General features: G+C 66.4%; 13 protein-coding genes. 9 read left to right on the top strand and 4 right to left on the bottom strand.

Features of this window, described 5'->3' with window-relative positions; translation table 11 throughout:
- Positions 1–10 precede the first annotated feature (10 nt).
- From GKE62_RS01965 to GKE62_RS01955, 3 genes are read left to right on the top strand one after another with little or no spacing between them, the layout of a single operon-like run.
- Positions 11–487 (top strand): DUF1203 domain-containing protein, encoded by a 477-nt coding sequence (locus GKE62_RS01965; protein WP_154690782.1) that lies wholly within the window; start codon positions 11–13, stop codon positions 485–487.
- Positions 484–1,503, top strand: a complete 1,020-nt coding sequence (locus GKE62_RS01960) for a bifunctional transcriptional activator/DNA repair enzyme AdaA (RefSeq protein ID WP_154690781.1) — start codon at positions 484–486, stop codon at positions 1,501–1,503. Before GKE62_RS01965 ends, GKE62_RS01960 begins: the two co-directional genes overlap by 4 nt.
- On the top strand, positions 1,503–2,264 hold the full coding sequence (locus tag GKE62_RS01955; protein ID WP_154690780.1) for an isocitrate lyase/phosphoenolpyruvate mutase family protein: 762 nt from the start codon (positions 1,503–1,505) through the stop codon (positions 2,262–2,264). Before GKE62_RS01960 ends, GKE62_RS01955 begins: the two co-directional genes overlap by 1 nt.
- A 21-nt stretch (positions 2,265–2,285) precedes the next feature.
- On the opposite strand, the gene GKE62_RS01950 is transcribed toward GKE62_RS01955, so the two are convergent.
- From GKE62_RS01950 to GKE62_RS01935, 4 genes are read right to left on the bottom strand one after another with little or no spacing between them, the layout of a single operon-like run.
- Positions 2,286–2,918 (bottom strand): glutathione S-transferase family protein, encoded by a 633-nt coding sequence (locus tag GKE62_RS01950; RefSeq protein WP_154690779.1) that lies wholly within the window; start codon positions 2,916–2,918, stop codon positions 2,286–2,288.
- Entirely contained in the window at positions 2,912–4,495 is a 1,584-nt protein-coding gene (locus GKE62_RS01945) for a cryptochrome/photolyase family protein (RefSeq protein ID WP_154690778.1), read from the bottom strand. Before GKE62_RS01945 ends, GKE62_RS01950 begins: the two co-directional genes overlap by 7 nt.
- A complete protein-coding gene (locus tag GKE62_RS01940) occupies positions 4,492–6,657 on the bottom strand; it encodes a primosomal protein N' (protein ID WP_154690777.1) in 2,166 nt (721 codons plus the stop codon). Before GKE62_RS01940 ends, GKE62_RS01945 begins: the two co-directional genes overlap by 4 nt.
- Positions 6,658–6,710: 53 nt before the next feature.
- Positions 6,711–7,355 carry a DUF2490 domain-containing protein gene (locus GKE62_RS01935; protein WP_154690776.1) on the bottom strand — a complete coding sequence of 215 codons (645 nt, stop codon included), beginning with the start codon at positions 7,353–7,355 and terminating at the stop codon, positions 6,711–6,713.
- A 50-nt stretch (positions 7,356–7,405) separates the two neighbouring features.
- Between GKE62_RS01935 and fsa the strand changes: the two genes are divergently transcribed.
- The 6 genes from fsa (at position 7,406) to GKE62_RS01905 (ending at position 16,672) form a co-directional block, all read left to right on the top strand.
- Positions 7,406–8,056 (top strand): fructose-6-phosphate aldolase, encoded by a 651-nt coding sequence (gene fsa / locus GKE62_RS01930; RefSeq protein ID WP_154690775.1) that lies wholly within the window; start codon positions 7,406–7,408, stop codon positions 8,054–8,056.
- Between the two features lie 21 nt (positions 8,057–8,077).
- Positions 8,078–9,892, top strand: coding sequence for a cobaltochelatase subunit CobT (gene cobT, locus GKE62_RS01925; protein WP_154690774.1), 1,815 nt, complete (start codon positions 8,078–8,080; stop codon positions 9,890–9,892).
- Positions 9,892–10,563 (top strand): nitroreductase, encoded by a 672-nt coding sequence (locus GKE62_RS01920; protein WP_154690773.1) that lies wholly within the window; start codon positions 9,892–9,894, stop codon positions 10,561–10,563. Before cobT ends, GKE62_RS01920 begins: the two co-directional genes overlap by 1 nt.
- Before the next feature lie 153 nt (positions 10,564–10,716).
- Entirely contained in the window at positions 10,717–13,878 is a 3,162-nt protein-coding gene (locus GKE62_RS01915) for a CHAT domain-containing protein (RefSeq protein ID WP_154690772.1), read from the top strand.
- A 3-nt stretch (positions 13,879–13,881) separates the two neighbouring features.
- Positions 13,882–15,924 carry an adenylate/guanylate cyclase domain-containing protein gene (locus tag GKE62_RS01910; protein ID WP_154690771.1) on the top strand — a complete coding sequence of 681 codons (2,043 nt, stop codon included), beginning with the start codon at positions 13,882–13,884 and terminating at the stop codon, positions 15,922–15,924.
- Positions 15,911–16,672: a hypothetical protein gene (locus GKE62_RS01905; protein ID WP_154690770.1), complete on the top strand. Its 762-nt coding sequence runs from the start codon at positions 15,911–15,913 to the stop codon at positions 16,670–16,672. Before GKE62_RS01910 ends, GKE62_RS01905 begins: the two co-directional genes overlap by 14 nt.
- The last annotated feature ends 2 nt before the right edge of the window (positions 16,673–16,674 follow it).

Genomic DNA, 16,674 nt, shown 5'->3' with positions numbered 1-16,674 from the left:
GGAGACAACCATGAGCTACCAGATAGCTGGACTCGACCCACGGCCGTTCGCCGACCTTTTCGAGCTCGATGACGCGGGTCTGGCCGCGCGCAATGCCCGCCGCGTCCGGGCGTTGGCGGACAAGGGCTATCCTTGCCGCATCAGCCTCGAAGATGCCCGCAAGGGTGACGAGCTGATTTTGCTCCACCACACCAGCCACGATGTGGAGACGCCGTATCGAAGCGCCTATGCGATCTACGTTCGGGACGCCGTGGAGCAGGCTTCTTATATTGATGCCGTTCCGCCCGTATTCGAAGGTCGTTCGCTCGGTCTTCGCGGGTTCGATGCGGAAGGCATGCTGCGCGACGCAAGGCTCGCGCCCCCCGATGCGGCCGATGCCGCGATCCGCGACCTGTTCGCTGATCCCGCGATCGCCTATATTGACGCCCATAACGCTGCGCATGGCTGCTTCGCAGCGCGGATCGAACGCCACGGAGAAGCATCGTGATCGCCGACGACGAAGCCTGGGCCGCCGCGTCCGCCAAGGATCGCCGCTTCGACGGGCAGTTTGTCACCGGCGTTATGACCACCGGCATCTATTGCCGACCATCTTGCCCGGCGCGTCCACCAAAGCGCGAGAACGTGCGCTTCTTTGCCGACACCGCGGCGGCGCGGGCGGCGGGGTTGCGGGCATGTTTGCGCTGTTCGCCAGACGACGTCAGCCGTGACGAACGTGCGGTCCTGGCTGCGATCGAAGCGATCAAGGGTAGCGAAGAGCCACCCGCGCTGGCCGGGCTGGCGGCGGACTCGGGTTATTCGGTCGCGCATTTCCAGCGCCTGTTCACCCGCGCCACCGGCCTTTCGCCCGCCGCCTATTCGCGCGCACTGCGCCGCGAGCGGGCGGGAGAGGCGCTGAGCGGGGGCGGGCGGGTGACCGACGCGATCTACGAGGCGGGTTATTCGGGTCCGTCGCGGTTCTATGCCGACAATGGGGAGCGACTGGGAATGACGCCATCGGCCTGGCGCGACGGCGGTCGCGGAACGACGATTCGGTGGGCGGTGGTGCCAACCTCGCTCGGCCGGATGCTGGTCGCGGCGACCGACAAGGGGGTGTGCAGGTTGTCGTTCGCTGAGGGCATCGAGGCGCTCAAGCGGCGCTTTCCCAAGGCCGAGCTGGTCGAGGGCGGGGCGGATTTCGCCGCGCTGCTCAAAACCGTGATCGCCGCGGTCGAAACTCCCGGCGATTTCAGCCACATCCCGCTCGACGTGAAAGGAACTGCCTTTCAGGAGGCGGTCTGGCGAGAATTGCAGCGCATCCCCGCGGGCGAAACGCGCACTTACGCCGAGCTCGCCGCGGCGGTCGGCAAGCCCAAGGCGGTACGCGCGGCGGGATCGGCCAACGGCGCCAACAACGTCGCGGTGCTGATCCCGTGCCACCGCGTGATCCGCACCGGTGGCGGATTGGGCGGGTACGCCTATGGGCTGGAGATCAAGCGCAAGCTGCTCGAAAGGGAACGCACCTGATGGACAAAATCGAAGCCTTGCGCGCGCTCCATGTGCCTGGCGACCCGCTGGTGCTGTTCAACATCTGGGATGCGGGCAGCGCGAAAGCGGTGGCCTCGGCCGGAGCCAGGGCGATTGCCACCGGCAGCTTTGGCGTCGCCTGCGCGCGCGGGAGCAGCGACGGCGAGAACCTGTCGCTCGACGCGGCGCTCGCCAATCTCGGCGAAATTCTCGGCGTGACGGACCTTCCGGTGAGCATCGACATGGAAGCCGGATACGGAGCGGACGCCGCGGCGGTGGGCCGCTCGGTTGCGCGGGCGCGCGCCGCCGGGGCCGCCGGGATCAACATGGAAGACCGGATGCCCGGCGAGACGGCGCTGCTGCCGGTCGGCGAGGCGGCGGGTCGGATCGGCGCAGCGGCGGCCACCGGCCTGTTCGTCAACGCGCGCTGCGACGTGTTTCGGGGCCGCGACGCTGCAGCCGATGGCGATGCCCTGGTCGCCGCGACGCTCGAACGGGCACGGGCTTATGCCGATGCCGGGGCAGGCGGTCTGTTCGTGCCGTTTCTCGCCGAGGCGCGCTGCATCGCCGCGATCTGTGCGGACTCGCCGCTACCGGTCAATATCCTGTGGTCGAAGCCCTGCGGCGATCGGGCCGCGCTAGCCGCGCTCGGCGTCGCGCGAATTAGCCACGGCCACCAGCCGTGGGCCGCGGCGATGGTCTGGCTCGGCGAGCAGGCAGCGGCGGTGCTGGGCGGCGCGGTTCCGCCCTACGCCTCTTAAGCTACCCAGACGGGAGGGGGATTAGTCCAGCCGAGGCGGCATGCCCGGTTCGGCCTTCGCCATCGCCCGTTGATATGCCGGGCGCTCGCCGATCCGCTTTAGGTAGGCCTTCAGGTTGGGCAGCGCGTCGATCGACATATTGTTGAATGCGCGCGAGGTGGTCAGCTGAAAGCCCATCATGATGTCCGCCGTAGTCAGCTGGCGCCCGCCGAAATAGTCCGCCTCGCCAAGCCGCTGCTCGACCATCGCCCAGGCCTTTTGCGTGCGGTCGGCGACGAACGGCGGCATTTCCGCGGCGCCCGCCTGCTGCGCCGCGATCGCCATCATCCCGTTGGTCATGAAGGTGGCATTGGCGAAGTGGAACCAGAACAGATGATCGGCGAAATCGGGGTCGTCGACGCCCGGCGCCAACCTGCCGCCGCCATGTTTGGCGACGATGTATTCGATGATCGCTCCGCTCTCGCCCAGCACCAGATCGCCGTCCTGAATGACCGGCGCGATGCCCATGGGGTGGAGCGCCTTGTAGTCGTCGGGCGCGAGCCGATTGTCTTCACGGCGATTGTAGAGCTTGAGGTCGTAATCGAGCCCCAGCTCCTCGCACAGCCAGACGATGCGTTCGGACTGCGAAATCCGCAGGTGGTGGACGGTCAACATTCTGGCTCTCCCTCGGTGCGCGCCCACCCTGCCCGAGCGGGTTCCAGCGTGTCGAGGAATTTTCGCGCTGTGTCGCGATACTCGCGCTGGCGGTCGGGTCCCAGCCGGTCCCATGTGCCATAGAGGCGGCCGATCCGCGAGTTGCTCTCGAACCGCGCGCGATGGCGCGCCATGAAATCCCAATACAGCGCGTTGAACGGGCACGCGCCCGGCCCGGTTTTCTGCTTCACGTCGTAGCGGCAGCCGCCGCAGTAGTCGCTCATCTTGTTGATATAATTGCCGCTGGCGGCGTAGGGCCGCGTCGCCAGCCGGCCACCGTCGGCGAACAGGATCATCGCCGCCACGTTGGGCAGTTCGACCCATTCATAGGCATCGGCGTAGACCGCCAGATACCAGTCCGCCACCTCGGCCGGGCTGATCCCCGCCAGCAGGGCGAAGTTGCCCAGCACCATCAGCCGCTGGATGTGGTGCGCGTGGGCATCGGCGCGGGTCGAGCGCAAACCATCGGCCATGCACCGCATGTCGGTCGCGCCGGTCCAGTAGAACTCGGGCAGCGCGCGGCGCGCATCGAGTGCGTTGGCCGCGGCAAGCCCAGGCATCTCGTGCCAGTAGAATCCCCGGACATATTCGCGCCAGCCGATGAGCTGGCGAACGAACCCCTCGACCGAATTGAGCGGCGCCCGCCGTGCGCGGTATTCGGCCTCGGCTCGCCGACACAATTCCAGCGGATCGAGCAGGCCGAGATTGATGCTGGTCGACAGCAGAGAATGATAGAGGTCATCCTCCCCGGCGATCATCGCGTCCTGGTAGGGACCGAACAGGGTCAGCCGCTCGGTGAAGAAGGCATCGGCGGCAGACCGGGCCTGCTCCGCCGTGACCGGCCAGGCGAAGCTCGCCAGATCGCCGAAATGATCGCCGAAGGTGCGCTGCACCAAGTCCATCACCTCGCGCGTGATCGCGTCGGGGGCGAACCGCGGTGGCGGCGGCGCGGACAGGCGCTTGGGCGGGCGGCGGCGGTTTTCGGCATCGAGATTCCAGCGGCCGCCGACGGGCTTGTCGCCATCCATGAGCAGACCGGTCCTGCGCCGCATCTCGCGATAGAAGAATTCCATCGTCAGGTGCTCGCGGTCGCCCGCCCATTGCGCGAACGCGCCGATCGAACAGACGAAGCGGTCGTCCGAAAGAATCTCGACAGAACACGCGAACTTGTCCGCCCACTCGTCCATCGCCGCCCGGACCCGCCATTCTCCCGGCTCGACCACGCGGATTGCCGCAGGCGACCAGCGTTCGACCGCGCGGGCGATCTCGCCGGTAAAGCTGCCCGCGTTCTCCGGGTCGCCGAGTTCGACATAGTCGACGGTCCAGCCCTCGCGACGCAATTCCACCGCGAAGTGCCGCATCGCTGGAAGGATCAGGACGATCTTCTGCTGGTGATGCCTGACGTACGTCGCCTCGTCCCAAACCTCCATCATCAGGATGATCGCATCGCCCGGCGTCAGTCCTTGCAGCGAGGCGATCCCGCGAGAAAGCTGATCGCCAAGAACCGGGACCAGAATGGGGCGGCGCGCGGTCGTCACACGAAACTATACGGATCGATGTCGACCGCCACCCGCACCCCCGGCGGAAAGCGCAAGGGGGTCAGCCATTCGCGGATGATGTCCTGCAACTGCGTCGAGCGGCGGGCGTTGATCAACAGGCGATAGCGGAAACGGCCTCGCAGCAGACTGAGCGGGGCCGGGGCGGGGCCGAGGACGAGTACGTCGTTCAGGTTGGGCGCGGCACCCCCGACGGCGCGCGCGGCATCACGCGCTTCCGCCTCGTCCTCGGAGGAGACGATGATCGCCGCCCAGCGCCCGAACGGGGGCGCCCCGGCCTCGCGCCGCGCCTCGGTCTCGGCGTCGTAGAACGCGCCCCGATCGCCCGCTGCAAGCGCGGCGATCACCGCGGCTTCGGGGTGGCGGGTCTGGATCAGCACTTCGCCCGGCTTGCTCGCGCGCCCGGCGCGCCCGGCGACCTGGGCGATCTGCTGATAGGTGCGCTCGGCCGCGCGCAAGTCGCCGCCTTCCAGCCCGAGATCGGCATCGACCACGCCGACCAGGGTGAGCTCGGGGAAGTGATAGCCTTTGGTCACCAGTTGGGTGCCGACGATCACGTCGATCGCGCCGCCAGTCGCCTCGGCGACGAACTGCGCGGCCTTCTCGCGGCTCGTCAGGGTGTCGGAAGTGACCACCGCGACGCGCGCCTCGGGCAAAATCTCGGAGACCTCGTCGGCGATCCGTTCGACCCCCGGTCCACAGGCGACGAGACAGTCGGGTTCGCCGCATTCGGGGCAGGTCGCGGGCGGCGGGGTCTCGTGGCCGCAGTGGTGGCACGCGAGGCGCTGCGACAGCCGGTGCTCGACCAGCCAGGCCGAGCAGTTGGGACACTGGAAGCGATACCCGCAGTTGCGGCACAGCGTCAGCGGGGCGTAGCCGCGGCGGTTGAGGAACAGCAGCGATTGCTCGCCCTTGGCCAGCCGGTCCTTGAGCTTCGCCACCAGCGGCGGGGCCAGCCAGCGTCCGCGCTCGGGCGGATGCTCGCGCAGATCGAGGGTTTCGATCGCGGGCAGGTGCGCGCCGCCGAAGCGGTCGGGCAGGTCGAGTTTTTCGTAGATTCCCGCTTCGGCCATCTGCAGGCTTTCCAGCGAGGGGGTGGCGCTGGCGAGGATCACCGGACAGCCCTCGAACCGCGCGCGCATCACCGCCACGTCGCGGGCGTTGTAGCGCACCCCGTCGTCCTGCTTGAAGCTGACCTCGTGCGCTTCGTCGACCACGATCAGCCCAAGCCGCGCGAACGGCAGGAACAGCGCCGAACGTGCGCCGACCACCACTTGCGCGTCTCCGAACGCGATGCTGCGCCAGGCACGGCGTCGTTCGGTGGACTTGAGGCCGGAATGCCAGACCACCGGCGCGGTGCCGAAACGCGCGGCGAATCGGGCGAGGAAGTTCTCGGTGAGCGCGATTTCGGGCATCAGCACCAGCACTTGCCAGCCGGCACGCAAGGCCGCGGCGACGCCCTCGAAATAAGCTTCGGTCTTGCCCGATCCGGTGACGCCATCGAGCAGGAAAGGGGCAAACGCGGCGTCATGGACGGCGACGGCAAAGCGGTCGGCGGCAACCTGCTGGTCGGCCCCCAGCGCAGGCGTCGCGTAATCGGGATCGGCGCTCGGATAAGGCCGGTCGATCTCTACGCTCACCGCTTCCAGCAGCCCGGCGTTGACCATTCCGCGCAGCACCCCTTCGGACACGCTCGCCAGTTCGGCCAGCTCGCGGATCGTCGCCTGCTCGCCCTGCAGCGCGTCGAGCGCGGCGGCGCGCTGCGGGGTGAGCCGCACGGGTTCGTGTCCGGTAAGGCGATACTCGGTGACCGTGCCGCCCCCGCGCAGCGCCGCGCCGCTCGAGAGCGCCATACGCGCCACCGCGGCCAGCGGCGCAATGTAATAGTCCGCGGTCCACTCGATCAACCGCCGCAGCGGCGCGCGCAGGGGCGGGACGGCCACGACCTCGAGCAACGGCCGCAACCGCGAATCAGCCACATCGGTGGCGGGCAGGCGGTCCGCTTCCCACACGATCCCCAGAATCTGCCGCGGGCCGAGCGGGGCGATGACCACGCTGCCCGGCTCGACCGCCGTTCCCTCGGGTACCCTATAGTCGAGCGGGCCGAGCGCGGCGTTGAAGACGAGGAGGCGAACGCGGTTCATCGATGCGGTCCATATGCGACACAGGTCGTCAGTGCGACAGGGCCATGGCCCGACTATAGCCGCCAGATCAGTGCGACCTGGGGTGCGTGGGTGAACTGGTCCGGCGCGCGGGGCCGGTCGGTATGGATCAGCAGATACCCGGCGCTGCCGCTGAGTGCAGGCGAGAACTGGTGTTGAAGAGCGAGATAGGCCCGCCAGCTATCGCTGCGTGCGTGGTCGGCCTGGCTTGAAGCGCGGACAATGTAGAGGAACTCTGCCGAGGCCACCAGCCGGTCGGCGGCGGCGAGGGAAAGGACCACCTGGGCCCGCTCGCGCAGGCGCAACTGCGTGCGCGACGCGCCCTGGATCGACCGCTCTTCCAGTTGGGTGCGAAACGCGAAGGGTGCGAAATTGATCGTGACCTGCTGGTGCGGCCGCCATTCGTGGCCGCGCGCCGATCTGAGGTAGGTCAGCCCCGCGCCCACCGTCACCCTCTTGTCGAGTCGAAGGTCCAGCGTCGCGCGCAGCAGCAGGATGTCGTCGCCGAGTGCGCTTTCGCGGAACCGCTCCGAGATTTGCGCCGTGGCGCTGAGCTCTGGGCTCAGCGGAGCGACCACGCTCGCGGTCGTCCAAAACTGCGTATCCGAACCCGCCGCCCGGGCCGAGGGAGCGAGCGCCGTCGCAAGCAGGACTGCCGCCAAGCCGGTTGTGCGATGCATCGCGGCGCTATACCGGGTCGGCAAAGCCCTGCCATCGGAATCCAGCGCCCATGAAATTCTTCGTCGATACCGCCGACACCGCCGAAATCGCCGATCTCGCGGCGACGGGATTGCTCGATGGGGTGACCACCAACCCGTCGCTGATCGCAAAGGCAGGGCGCGATTTCATCGAGGTGACTAAGGAAATCTGCGGGCTGGTCGAAGGCCCTGTCAGCGCCGAAGTGGTCGCCCTCGATCACGCCGGGATGATGCGCGAGGCCGAAACTCTCCGCAAGATCGCCGACAACGTCTGCATCAAGGTGCCGCTGACGATCGACGGACTCAAGACTTGCAAAGCGTTGACCAGCGACGGCACGCTGGTCAACGTTACGCTGTGCTTTTCCGCCAACCAGGCGCTGCTGGCGGCCAAGGCGGGGGCGAGCTTCGTCTCGCCGTTCGTCGGGAGGCACGACGACAACGGCTTCGACGGTATGGCGTTGATCGCCGACATCCGCCTAATCTACGACAATTATGCCTTCCCTACCGAGATTCTTGTCGCCAGCGTCCGCCACGGAATCCACGTGCTCGAGGCCGCGAAGATCGGCGCGGACGTGATGACCGCGCCGCCGGCGGTGATCCGCGGGCTGTTCAAGCACGTGCTGACCGAGCAGGGCATCGCCGGCTTCCTCGCCGACTGGGCGAAGACGGGCCAATCGATTTGATCAAGGCGGCGATCTGAAGCCATGGGCGATGAAACCCCTCTCGACCGGTTCAAGTCCGTGCTCACCGGCACCGCTCGCGCGATCGCGCACGAGCCCGAGGTCGAGGTGGCGTGGACGGCCGATGCGCCCTCGCAATCGGGCAAGAACCTCAAGGTGCCGATGCCTGGCCGCAGTCTGCCGCGCGGGCAGGCGATGGAGGCGCGCGGGTTTGCCGACAGCATGGCGCTGCGGTTACGCCATCACAACGATGCGCTGCACAACAAAAATGCGCCAGCGGAGGCGGTTGCGCGGGCCTGCTATGACGAGATCGAGGCTGTGAGGTATGAGGCGCTCGGCGCGAAGGCTTATGCCGGGATGCGCGAGAACCTGGCCTCGGCGATGGATGTGCGGATCGCCGCCAATCCGATCACCCGTGCCAGTCAGGCCGACGAGGTTCCGATCCAGTCTGCGCTGGCGCTACTCCTGCGCGAACACCTGACCGGGCAGCCGGTGCCGAAGGCGGCGCAAGCCGGCGCCGAACTGCTGCGCGGCTGGATCGAGGACAAGGCGGGTGCCGACTTCGACGCACTCGCGCTGTCACTCGACGATCAGAAGGCATTCCAGGGGCTGGCGCTCGACATGCTGCAGCATCTCGACCTGACGCGCACCCCCGACAACATCCCCCCCGAGGACACCGGCGACGAAGACGACGGCGAGGACGACGGCGACGACCAGGACGACGGCGACAACTCCGCCGACGACGAACAGCGCACCGAGACCACCGGCGACAGCAGCGAAGGTGACGACGATAGCGACGGCGAGGTCGAACGCGAGGACGTCGATGACGCCGACGACGGCGACATGGCCGACGATGGCGAGGACGGGATGCTTCCCACCCGCCCCAACCGGCCGTGGACCGAACTGCCCGACAAGTTCGACTACAAACCCTTCACCACCGCGTTCGACGAGGTGATCGAGTCGCGTGAATTGTGCGATGATGATGAACTCACCCGCCTGCGCGCCTACCTCGATACGCAGCTCAAGGGCCTCCAGGGCATCGTCACCAAGCTCGCCAACCGGCTGCAGCGGCGACTGATGGCGCAGCAGGACCGAAGTTGGGACTTCGATCAGGAGGAAGGCATCCTAGATGCTGCCAGACTCGCGCGAGTGGTGGTCTCGCCAGGCGTCTCGCTCAGCTACAAGGTCGAGCGCGACGTCGAGTTCAAGGACACTGTCGTCACGCTGCTGATCGACAATTCGGGGTCGATGCGCGGGCGGCCGATAAGCATCGCGGCGATCAGCGCGGACATCCTCGCCCGCACGCTCGAACGCTGCGGGGTCAAGACTGAGATTCTCGGCTTCACCACCCGCGCCTGGAAGGGCGGGCAGAGCCGTGAGGCGTGGTTGGCCGGCGGCAAGGCGCCGCAGCCTGGGCGGCTCAATGATCTGCGCCACATCGTCTACAAGAAGGCGGGCGAGCCGTATCGCCACGCCCGCCGCAACCTTGGCCTGATGATGCGGGAAGGGCTGCTCAAGGAAAACATCGACGGCGAGGCTCTGTTGTGGGCCCATGCCAGGCTTCTCGCTCGCGCCGAGGACCGCCGCATCCTGATGGTTATCTCGGACGGCGCCCCGGTAGATGATTCCACACTTTCCGTGAATAACGCCGGTTACCTCGAACAACATCTGAGGAAGGTGATCGACTGGATCGAACGCCAATCGCCGGTCCAGCTCGTGGCCATCGGTATCGGCCACGACGTAACCAGGTACTACCGCCGCGCCGTCACGATCATGGACGTCGAACAGCTCGGCGGAACGATGGTCGAGCAGTTGGCGGGACTGTTCGAGGAAGAGTGATGAACGTTTCTGAAGCAGTCGCCACGCGTCGCTCGGTGCGGCAATTCATCGATCGCCCGGTCGATCGCGCAGTACTCGAACGCGTGCTCGAAAAGGCCCGCAACGCTCCCTCCGGCGGCAACGTCCAGCCGTGGAACGCGATCGTGCTGACGGGCGAACCACTCGCCAGGCTGACCGAAGCGATCCTGGCCAAGGCGTCGAGCGAGCCGATGGGGAGCGGGTTCGAATACGACATCTACCCGGCGGGTCTAGACGGCCGCTACGAGGCGCAGCGTCGCGCGGTAGGCCATGCGATGTTTAAAGCGGTCGGGCTGGGCCGCGAGGATAAGGCCGGACGGATAGCGCAGATGGCGCGGAACTGGACCGGGTTCGGCGCGCCGGTCCAGCTGTTCACCTACACCCGCAAGTACATGGGGCCGCCACAGTGGTCGGACATGGGAATGTGGTTGCAGACGGTGATGCTCCTGTTGCGCGAAGAGGGCCTCGACAGTTGCCCGCAGGAAATCTGGGCGCGCTATGGCGAGTTCATGAAGGCGCAGCTTGCCATCGACGACGACCATATCTTCTTCTGCGGCATGGCGATCGGCCAGCGCGACCCCGCCGCCCCGATTAACACTTTTCCGGTTCCGCGGGTCTCCTTGGTCGAAACCGTCGCGTTCCAAGGATTCTAAGGGGTTAACCCGCACCAACCCGGCTCTCGGAACCGTTGTTCCGCTTGGAGCGGCGCTGAAAGCGGCCTATGGTGTGGCCTCAAGCATAACAACGACGGTCGCAAGCGGTAGGACAACGCGACGCTCCTGTGGGGGCGGCGATGGGGAGCTGTAATGCGAATCACCTTCGGCGCGAACAAATGCGCGCTCGTCTTGGCGGGGCTTGCTGTGATCGCGCAGGCACCATCGGCGCAGGCACAAAGCGCCACGCTTCCACTTTCGGTGCGTGACAGTTTTCCACTGGGCAATGGCGGCAATGCGTTGTGCCAGGTTCAGAGCCGTTCCGCCGATGCCGCGATCCAAGGTCCGTTCGACCGCGCCTGGGCGATAGTCTGCCGTGATTCGGCGCTGCCCGTCGGATATGTCTTCGCCTTGCGCCGAGACGGAAGCGATCCCGCCGTGCGGCTGGCTCAACGCCGCGCCAAGGACGTCGATTGTGCCGCCGCTGCCGCTCCTGCCACCTCGACCGTGGTCGCCGGGACAAACGAGCAACGCTGCAAGTGGCGCGATCCCGCGCTCGACTACTCCGTTGTCAGCACCGAACGTGGCCGCGTCGCCTGGTTCGCCGAAGGGTTTACCGCCTACAGCTCGGCTCTCGACTTGGCGCTGCGCTCGCTGATTGCCGACCGCGCCGTGCCCGGAGAGGTATCCGTCGCAACCACCTCGATCGGCGACAGCGAGGCCTACGCCAGGATTCAAGCGATGACGCTCGACGCCTCGACCGCTTTGGCCGAGGGCTATCGCCGCAACAATTCCGGCGACTATGCAGATGCCGCGGCGTACTTTGAGACACTCGATCAGCGCCAGGCTGGGCAGCCTGGGGTTGTGGGTGACCGCGTCGAGTTCCTCGTCAACGCCGCGCTCCAGCGCTCCAACCTCGGCCAGTTCGGCGAGGCCGATCGCCTGTTCGCCGAAGCCGATGCGCAGCCACCGGGCAGCGCGGTCGTCGAGCGTCTGCGGCGCAACTATGAGGCGATCCACCGGATCAACCAGGCCGACTATGCTGGCGCGGTCGCGCGGTTGGGCCAGCCGTTGCGGATGCAGAGCGCGCTAGGCGTGGATATGCTGCGCAAGCGGCTTGAGCTCACGCCGCAGCTTGCCGGAAGGGTAAACGCCGCCGATCCCAAGAACCGCGCGCTGGGCATTACCGATGAGCTGAAACTCAGCGACGAGGAACGCGCCGCGATCCTGGATGCCCAGGCGCAGGCGCTAAAGGGCACGGCGCTGCGGCTTACGGGTGATCAGGCGGCGGCGCGCGGCGAACTCGCCCAGGCGCTCGATCGCGCGGTAGCGGTGCGCAACGGACGGGTGGTCTCGATCGTCCGCCTACGTGCCCAGATTCTCAGCGAGCTGGCCAAAATAGACGAGGCGCGGGGCGACTTCTCGTCGGCCGAGTCGCTGCTGCGCTCGGCCAACGACATTGTTGCCGTGCAATATCCCGAGACGCGCAGCTATGCAGTGTCTGAGGCTGAGTTGGCCGCGTTCCTCGTGCGCAGGGGGCGCGAGGAAGAGGCGCTCAAGCTCTATCGTGACGTGGTTGACCGGTCCGCCGAGCGGCGCGATCCGCTGTCGGGCCTGAGCCGCCAGATGGCACCCTATTTCGACCTGCTGGTGGCGCGGATGGATCGCGATCCGACGGCCTCTGCGGCGTTCTTCACGGCCTCGCAAACCTTGGTGCGGCCTGGCGTTGCGGAAACGCAGGCCGTGCTGGCGCGTGAACTTTCGGGTGGTGATGACGAAGCCGCGCGGATGTTCCGTCAGTCGGTCAGCCTGACACGCTCGATCGAGCGAGCGCGAATGCAATATGCCGCCTTGTCGCGGCTCGACGACGCGGCCGCGCGGGGCGACGAGATTGGCGCGGTCGAGGCGCTGATCAAGGATCTGGAAGCGCAGGAACGCACCACGATCGTCGGACTGAACGCCTATCCACGTTATCGCGCGGTCGCGGCGCGCGCACTGGGCGAGGACGAACTCAAGACCCGGCTCAAACCTGGCGAGACTTATGCCAAGATCGCGGTGCTTGGGCAGAACGTCTACGTATACACCGCCGACAGCAACGGTGCGCGGGCCTATCGCGCTGGCCTGACCGCCAACGAACTGGAACGCAGCGTCAACGCCCTGCGCAATTCGATCTCGCGCTTCGATGGCGAGAACTATGTGACCGAACCGTTCAACGTCGAACTGGCGCGCGCGATATACCAATCGCTGTTCGCTCCTGCGGGTGAGCGGATGCTGGCAGCCAAGCATCTCATCTTCGAGCCCGATGGCGCCATGCTCAAGCTTCCGATCAACCTGTTGGTCACGGATGACGCCTCGGTCGTGCGCTATAAGGCGAGCGCTGCCAAGGCCGATGCCGATCCCTACGACGTGACCATGGTCGACTGGCTGGGCAAGTCGCGGTTGGTCTCGACAGCAGTTTCGGCTCGTGCATTCATGGACGGACGCGATCTGCCTGGATCTAAGGCGCCGGAAGCCTATCTCGGGCTCGGTCAGAACGCGCGGGTCTCGACGGCGCAGGCGCAGATCAGCGGAATTCGTTCGGCAACAATCGGCGCGGACCAGGGTTGCACTTGGCCACTTGAGGTATGGAACAACCCAATCTCCGACGCCGAACTGATCGAGGCGCGCAGCCTCGTCGGTGCGCAGCAGAGCGATCTTATGACGGGGGCGGCCTTTAGCGACACAGCAGTCAAGAGCCGGGGCGATCTCGACCGGTTTCGCATTCTACACTTCGCCACCCACGGCCTAGTCACCCCGCCTGAGGCCGGCTGTCCGGTGCGTCCGGCGCTGCTGACTTCGTTCGGCCCTGTAGGGCAATCGGACGGACTGCTGACCTTCGGGGAAATTTTCGAGTTGAAGCTCGATGCGGACATGGTGATTCTCTCGGCGTGCGACACCGCGGGCGAAGCGGACATCCAGTCGACCCGCGAGGCCGGCGTCGCGACCGGTGGCGGGACCTCCCTCGACGGGTTAGTGCGCGCGTTCATCGGCGCTGGCGGGCGCGCGGTGCTGGCCAGCCACTGGCCCGCGCCTGACGACTACAACGCCACCGCGCGGCTAATTACCGGTCTGTTCTCGGCTGGGGCGGGGGTTTCGACAGGCGAGGCGCTGCTTGCGGCCGAGCGGAAGCTGATGGCCGACCCGCTCACCTCTCACCCCTATTACTGGGCCGGATTCGCGGTTGTCGGCGACGCGACCCGTCCGCTAGTTACCGGTGTCCGGCAAGCGACCGCAGAGCCAGTCGGGGCCGCCACGGTCATCGCCGGGAGCCGCTGAGGCATGCCCGATAGGCGCAGGGCTCCGCGGGACGATCCCGGCAATCGGGTACGCAGCGTGCGCCGGATCGCCGGGCAACTGGGCGGCGCTAGGATCGCGATCGCGCTGTTGCTGCTGACAATCGCCCTGCAGATCGCGGCGCTGAGTTGGGGCCTGCCGCTGCTGCGCGATGCCGAGAGCGCGCTGTACGATCTGCGGGCCGCCAATCTTGCGCCCGGAGCCGACACCGACAAGCGGATTACGCTGGTGGTCTATACCGCCGACACCAACCGCGCGACAGGACAGATTTCGCCCGTCGACCGCACGATCTTGGCAAAGGCTCTGGCGCAGATCGACCGGCTCGGCGCCAGCGCAATCGCGATCGATGTTCTGTTCGACAGCCCGCAGGACGACGATGCACTGCTCCAGGGTACGCTCAAGGAGATGAAGACCCCGGTGTTCTTGGCATTTGCCGATGCCAAGACCAATCCCGACGCGATCACTTATGAGCAGGAGCAGGACCTGCGTACCTATGTCGCGGCGGCGGCGAGCCCCAAGGTCAAGCCCGCCAGTATTCTGCTCGAAACCGACACCGATGGGGTCGCCCGGCGTTGGCCTAGGCAATACGTCGGCCTGCCGCCACTTCTGGCAGTGGCATTGAGCGAAGCTGCCGGCGACGGTGATAACCGGTTCATGCATTACACCGGTCCGATCCGCTTTCGCATGCCGCTGTCTTCCGATCGTCCGGTGTTCGATAAAATTCCCATCGATTTGCTGGCCGATCCCGACAGCGCGGACCTTGTCGGGAATGTGATCAAAGGCCGCTATGTGATGATCGGTGGAGATTTCTCGGACTTCGACAAATTCGACACGCCTTTCACCCGCACCGGCAACCCAATTACCGGCGAGCGTCAAATGATCGGGGTGGAGGTCCATGCCAGCATGCTGGCCCAACTGCTCGATGGTGCTTTGCCGCGCAGCATATCGACTGGAATGCTATGGGTGGCAGGGACGGTGGTGATCCTGCTGGGCGCAGCGACCGCTCTATACAGCGGGCGTGGAGCGGTTGTCGGGCTTGCCGTCATTCTCCAGTTCGGGATGTTCCTGGCGACGCCCGTCCTTCTCGAACGCTGGGGATTCGATACACTCGGCGTGCCGTCGATGGGCTGGATTGTCGGTTGGTTGCTTGCGTATACCGCGATCAACGCAGCAATGCGCGTCATCGGCGCCAAGGAGCGTGAGTTCGCGCAGGGCGCGCTTGGCAAGTACCTGCCGCGCTCGATCGCCAACGAGATCGTTCGCAACCCGGATCGCTTATCGCTTCACGGCGAAAAGCGCGAACTGTTCTGCGTGTTCTCTGATCTTGAAGGCTTCACCAAGCTCAGTCACGCGCTCAAGCCCGAAGTATGTGCGGCTTTGCTCAACGACTATCTCGACCGTCTGAGCGAGATCGTGCTCGAGCACGGTGGCACGCTCGACAAATTCGTAGGCGATGCGGTGGTGGCGTTCTGGGGCGCGCCGATCGCCTATCCCGACGACGGCGAACGCGCGATCCGCGCGGCGTGGGCGATGTATCAGGCAGGGGAGGACTTTCGCGGTTCGGTGGCGGAAGGATTGCCGCCGGTGGGGCGCACTCGCGTCGGGGTCCATTTCGGTGAGGCGGTCGTGGGCAATTTCGGCGGCGACAAGCGCATCCAGTACACCGCGCTGGGCGATGCGATGAACACCGCCGCAAGGCTCGAATCGGCGAACAAGACGCTCAAGACCAAGGTCCTGGTCAGCCGCGAGGCGGCCGAGCGTTCGGGGCTCGACTGGTTTCGGCCCATGGGCACCGTAACCTTGCGCGGGCGCGCGACACCGGTCGAGGTGTTCGAGGTACTTCCCGACCTTGCTGAAGATCAGCGCGTGGTAGTGAATGAACTCGTGGAGGCGCATGCTGCGGGCGATTCCAGGCTTGTGCAGCGACTCACAACGAAACTCGCCCAATTCGGGCAGGACGACGCTCTGGGCAACCTGTTCGAACGGTTGCGTGCGACGGCTAAAGGAGAAAGCTATGTTCTCGGCTAGAAAAATGGCGGCGCGGCTGCTGCTCGCCGGGAGTTTCGCGGCAAGTCTAGGGCTGACCGCAGTCTCGGCGCAGGCGCAATCGGTCATCGTGCGCTCGACCGGACCATCGGCGACCGTCTATCCCCAGGGCAAGAAGCTCGCCGTCAACGCCAAGGTGACGCTGAAGGCTGGCGACAAGCTGACCGTGCTCGACAAGGCCGGAACGCGTGTCCTGTCCGGACCGGGCAGCTTTACCCTCGACGGCAGCGTCAGCCGCGATGCAGGCGCGGCGACCCGCGTCGCCAGCGCGATCTCTGCCAATGGAGTGCGGACACGGACTGGGGCGGTGCGTGGAGCATCACTGACCCCCAGGACCGGGAGCGCCAGTGGGCCGGATAGTGTTTGGTATATCGATGTGAGCAAGGGCGGCGCCTATTGCGTCGCCAATCCCTCGTCGCTGGTGCTGTGGCGGCCGAACCGCAGCGAGGAGGCCGCTGCCAAGCTCACCCCGGTCGGTGGCAAGCCAGTGGCGATCGAATGGAAGAAGGGCAACCCGCTCAAGCTGTGGCCCTCTGCGGCGCTGCCGGTCGTCGAGGGCGGACGCTACATCTTCAGCGATCCGGTTGGACCGTCGGTAACGCTGACCCTGCACCTGCTGGCGAGCGTGCCAACAGACGATCTGGCCGTGGCGGGGCTGCTGGCGGACAAGGGTTGTACCGCGCAGCTCGACGTGTTTGCCAATGCTGCGACGCCCGCGGTGGGGAGCTGAAC

It is taken from the genome of Novosphingobium sp. Gsoil 351, from assembly GCF_009707465.1.
Lineage (GTDB): Bacteria > Pseudomonadota > Alphaproteobacteria > Sphingomonadales > Sphingomonadaceae > Novosphingobium.
The sequence above is the reverse complement of the archived record's forward strand: the minus strand, read 5'-3'. Positions and strand labels throughout refer to the sequence as shown.

Excerpts from the sequence above, each read along its gene's own strand:
- GKE62_RS01955 (WP_154690780.1), top strand. The coding sequence starts at position 1,503 with ATGGACAAAATCGAAGCCTTGCGCGCGCTCCATGTGCCTGGCGACCCG.
- GKE62_RS01965 (WP_154690782.1), top strand. The coding sequence starts at position 11 with ATGAGCTACCAGATAGCTGGACTCGACCCACGGCCGTTCGCCGACCTT.
- fsa (WP_154690775.1), top strand. The coding sequence starts at position 7,406 with ATGAAATTCTTCGTCGATACCGCCGACACCGCCGAAATCGCCGATCTC.
- GKE62_RS01915 (WP_154690772.1), top strand. The coding sequence starts at position 10,717 with ATGCGAATCACCTTCGGCGCGAACAAATGCGCGCTCGTCTTGGCGGGG.
- cobT (WP_154690774.1), top strand. The coding sequence starts at position 8,078 with ATGGGCGATGAAACCCCTCTCGACCGGTTCAAGTCCGTGCTCACCGGC.
- GKE62_RS01910 (WP_154690771.1), top strand. The coding sequence starts at position 13,882 with ATGCCCGATAGGCGCAGGGCTCCGCGGGACGATCCCGGCAATCGGGTA.
- GKE62_RS01920 (WP_154690773.1), top strand. The coding sequence starts at position 9,892 with ATGAACGTTTCTGAAGCAGTCGCCACGCGTCGCTCGGTGCGGCAATTC.
- GKE62_RS01950 (WP_154690779.1), bottom strand. The coding sequence starts at position 2,918 with ATGTTGACCGTCCACCACCTGCGGATTTCGCAGTCCGAACGCATCGTC.
- GKE62_RS01935 (WP_154690776.1), bottom strand. The coding sequence starts at position 7,355 with ATGCATCGCACAACCGGCTTGGCGGCAGTCCTGCTTGCGACGGCGCTC.
- GKE62_RS01940 (WP_154690777.1), bottom strand. The coding sequence starts at position 6,657 with ATGAACCGCGTTCGCCTCCTCGTCTTCAACGCCGCGCTCGGCCCGCTC.
- GKE62_RS01905 (WP_154690770.1), top strand. The coding sequence starts at position 15,911 with ATGTTCTCGGCTAGAAAAATGGCGGCGCGGCTGCTGCTCGCCGGGAGT.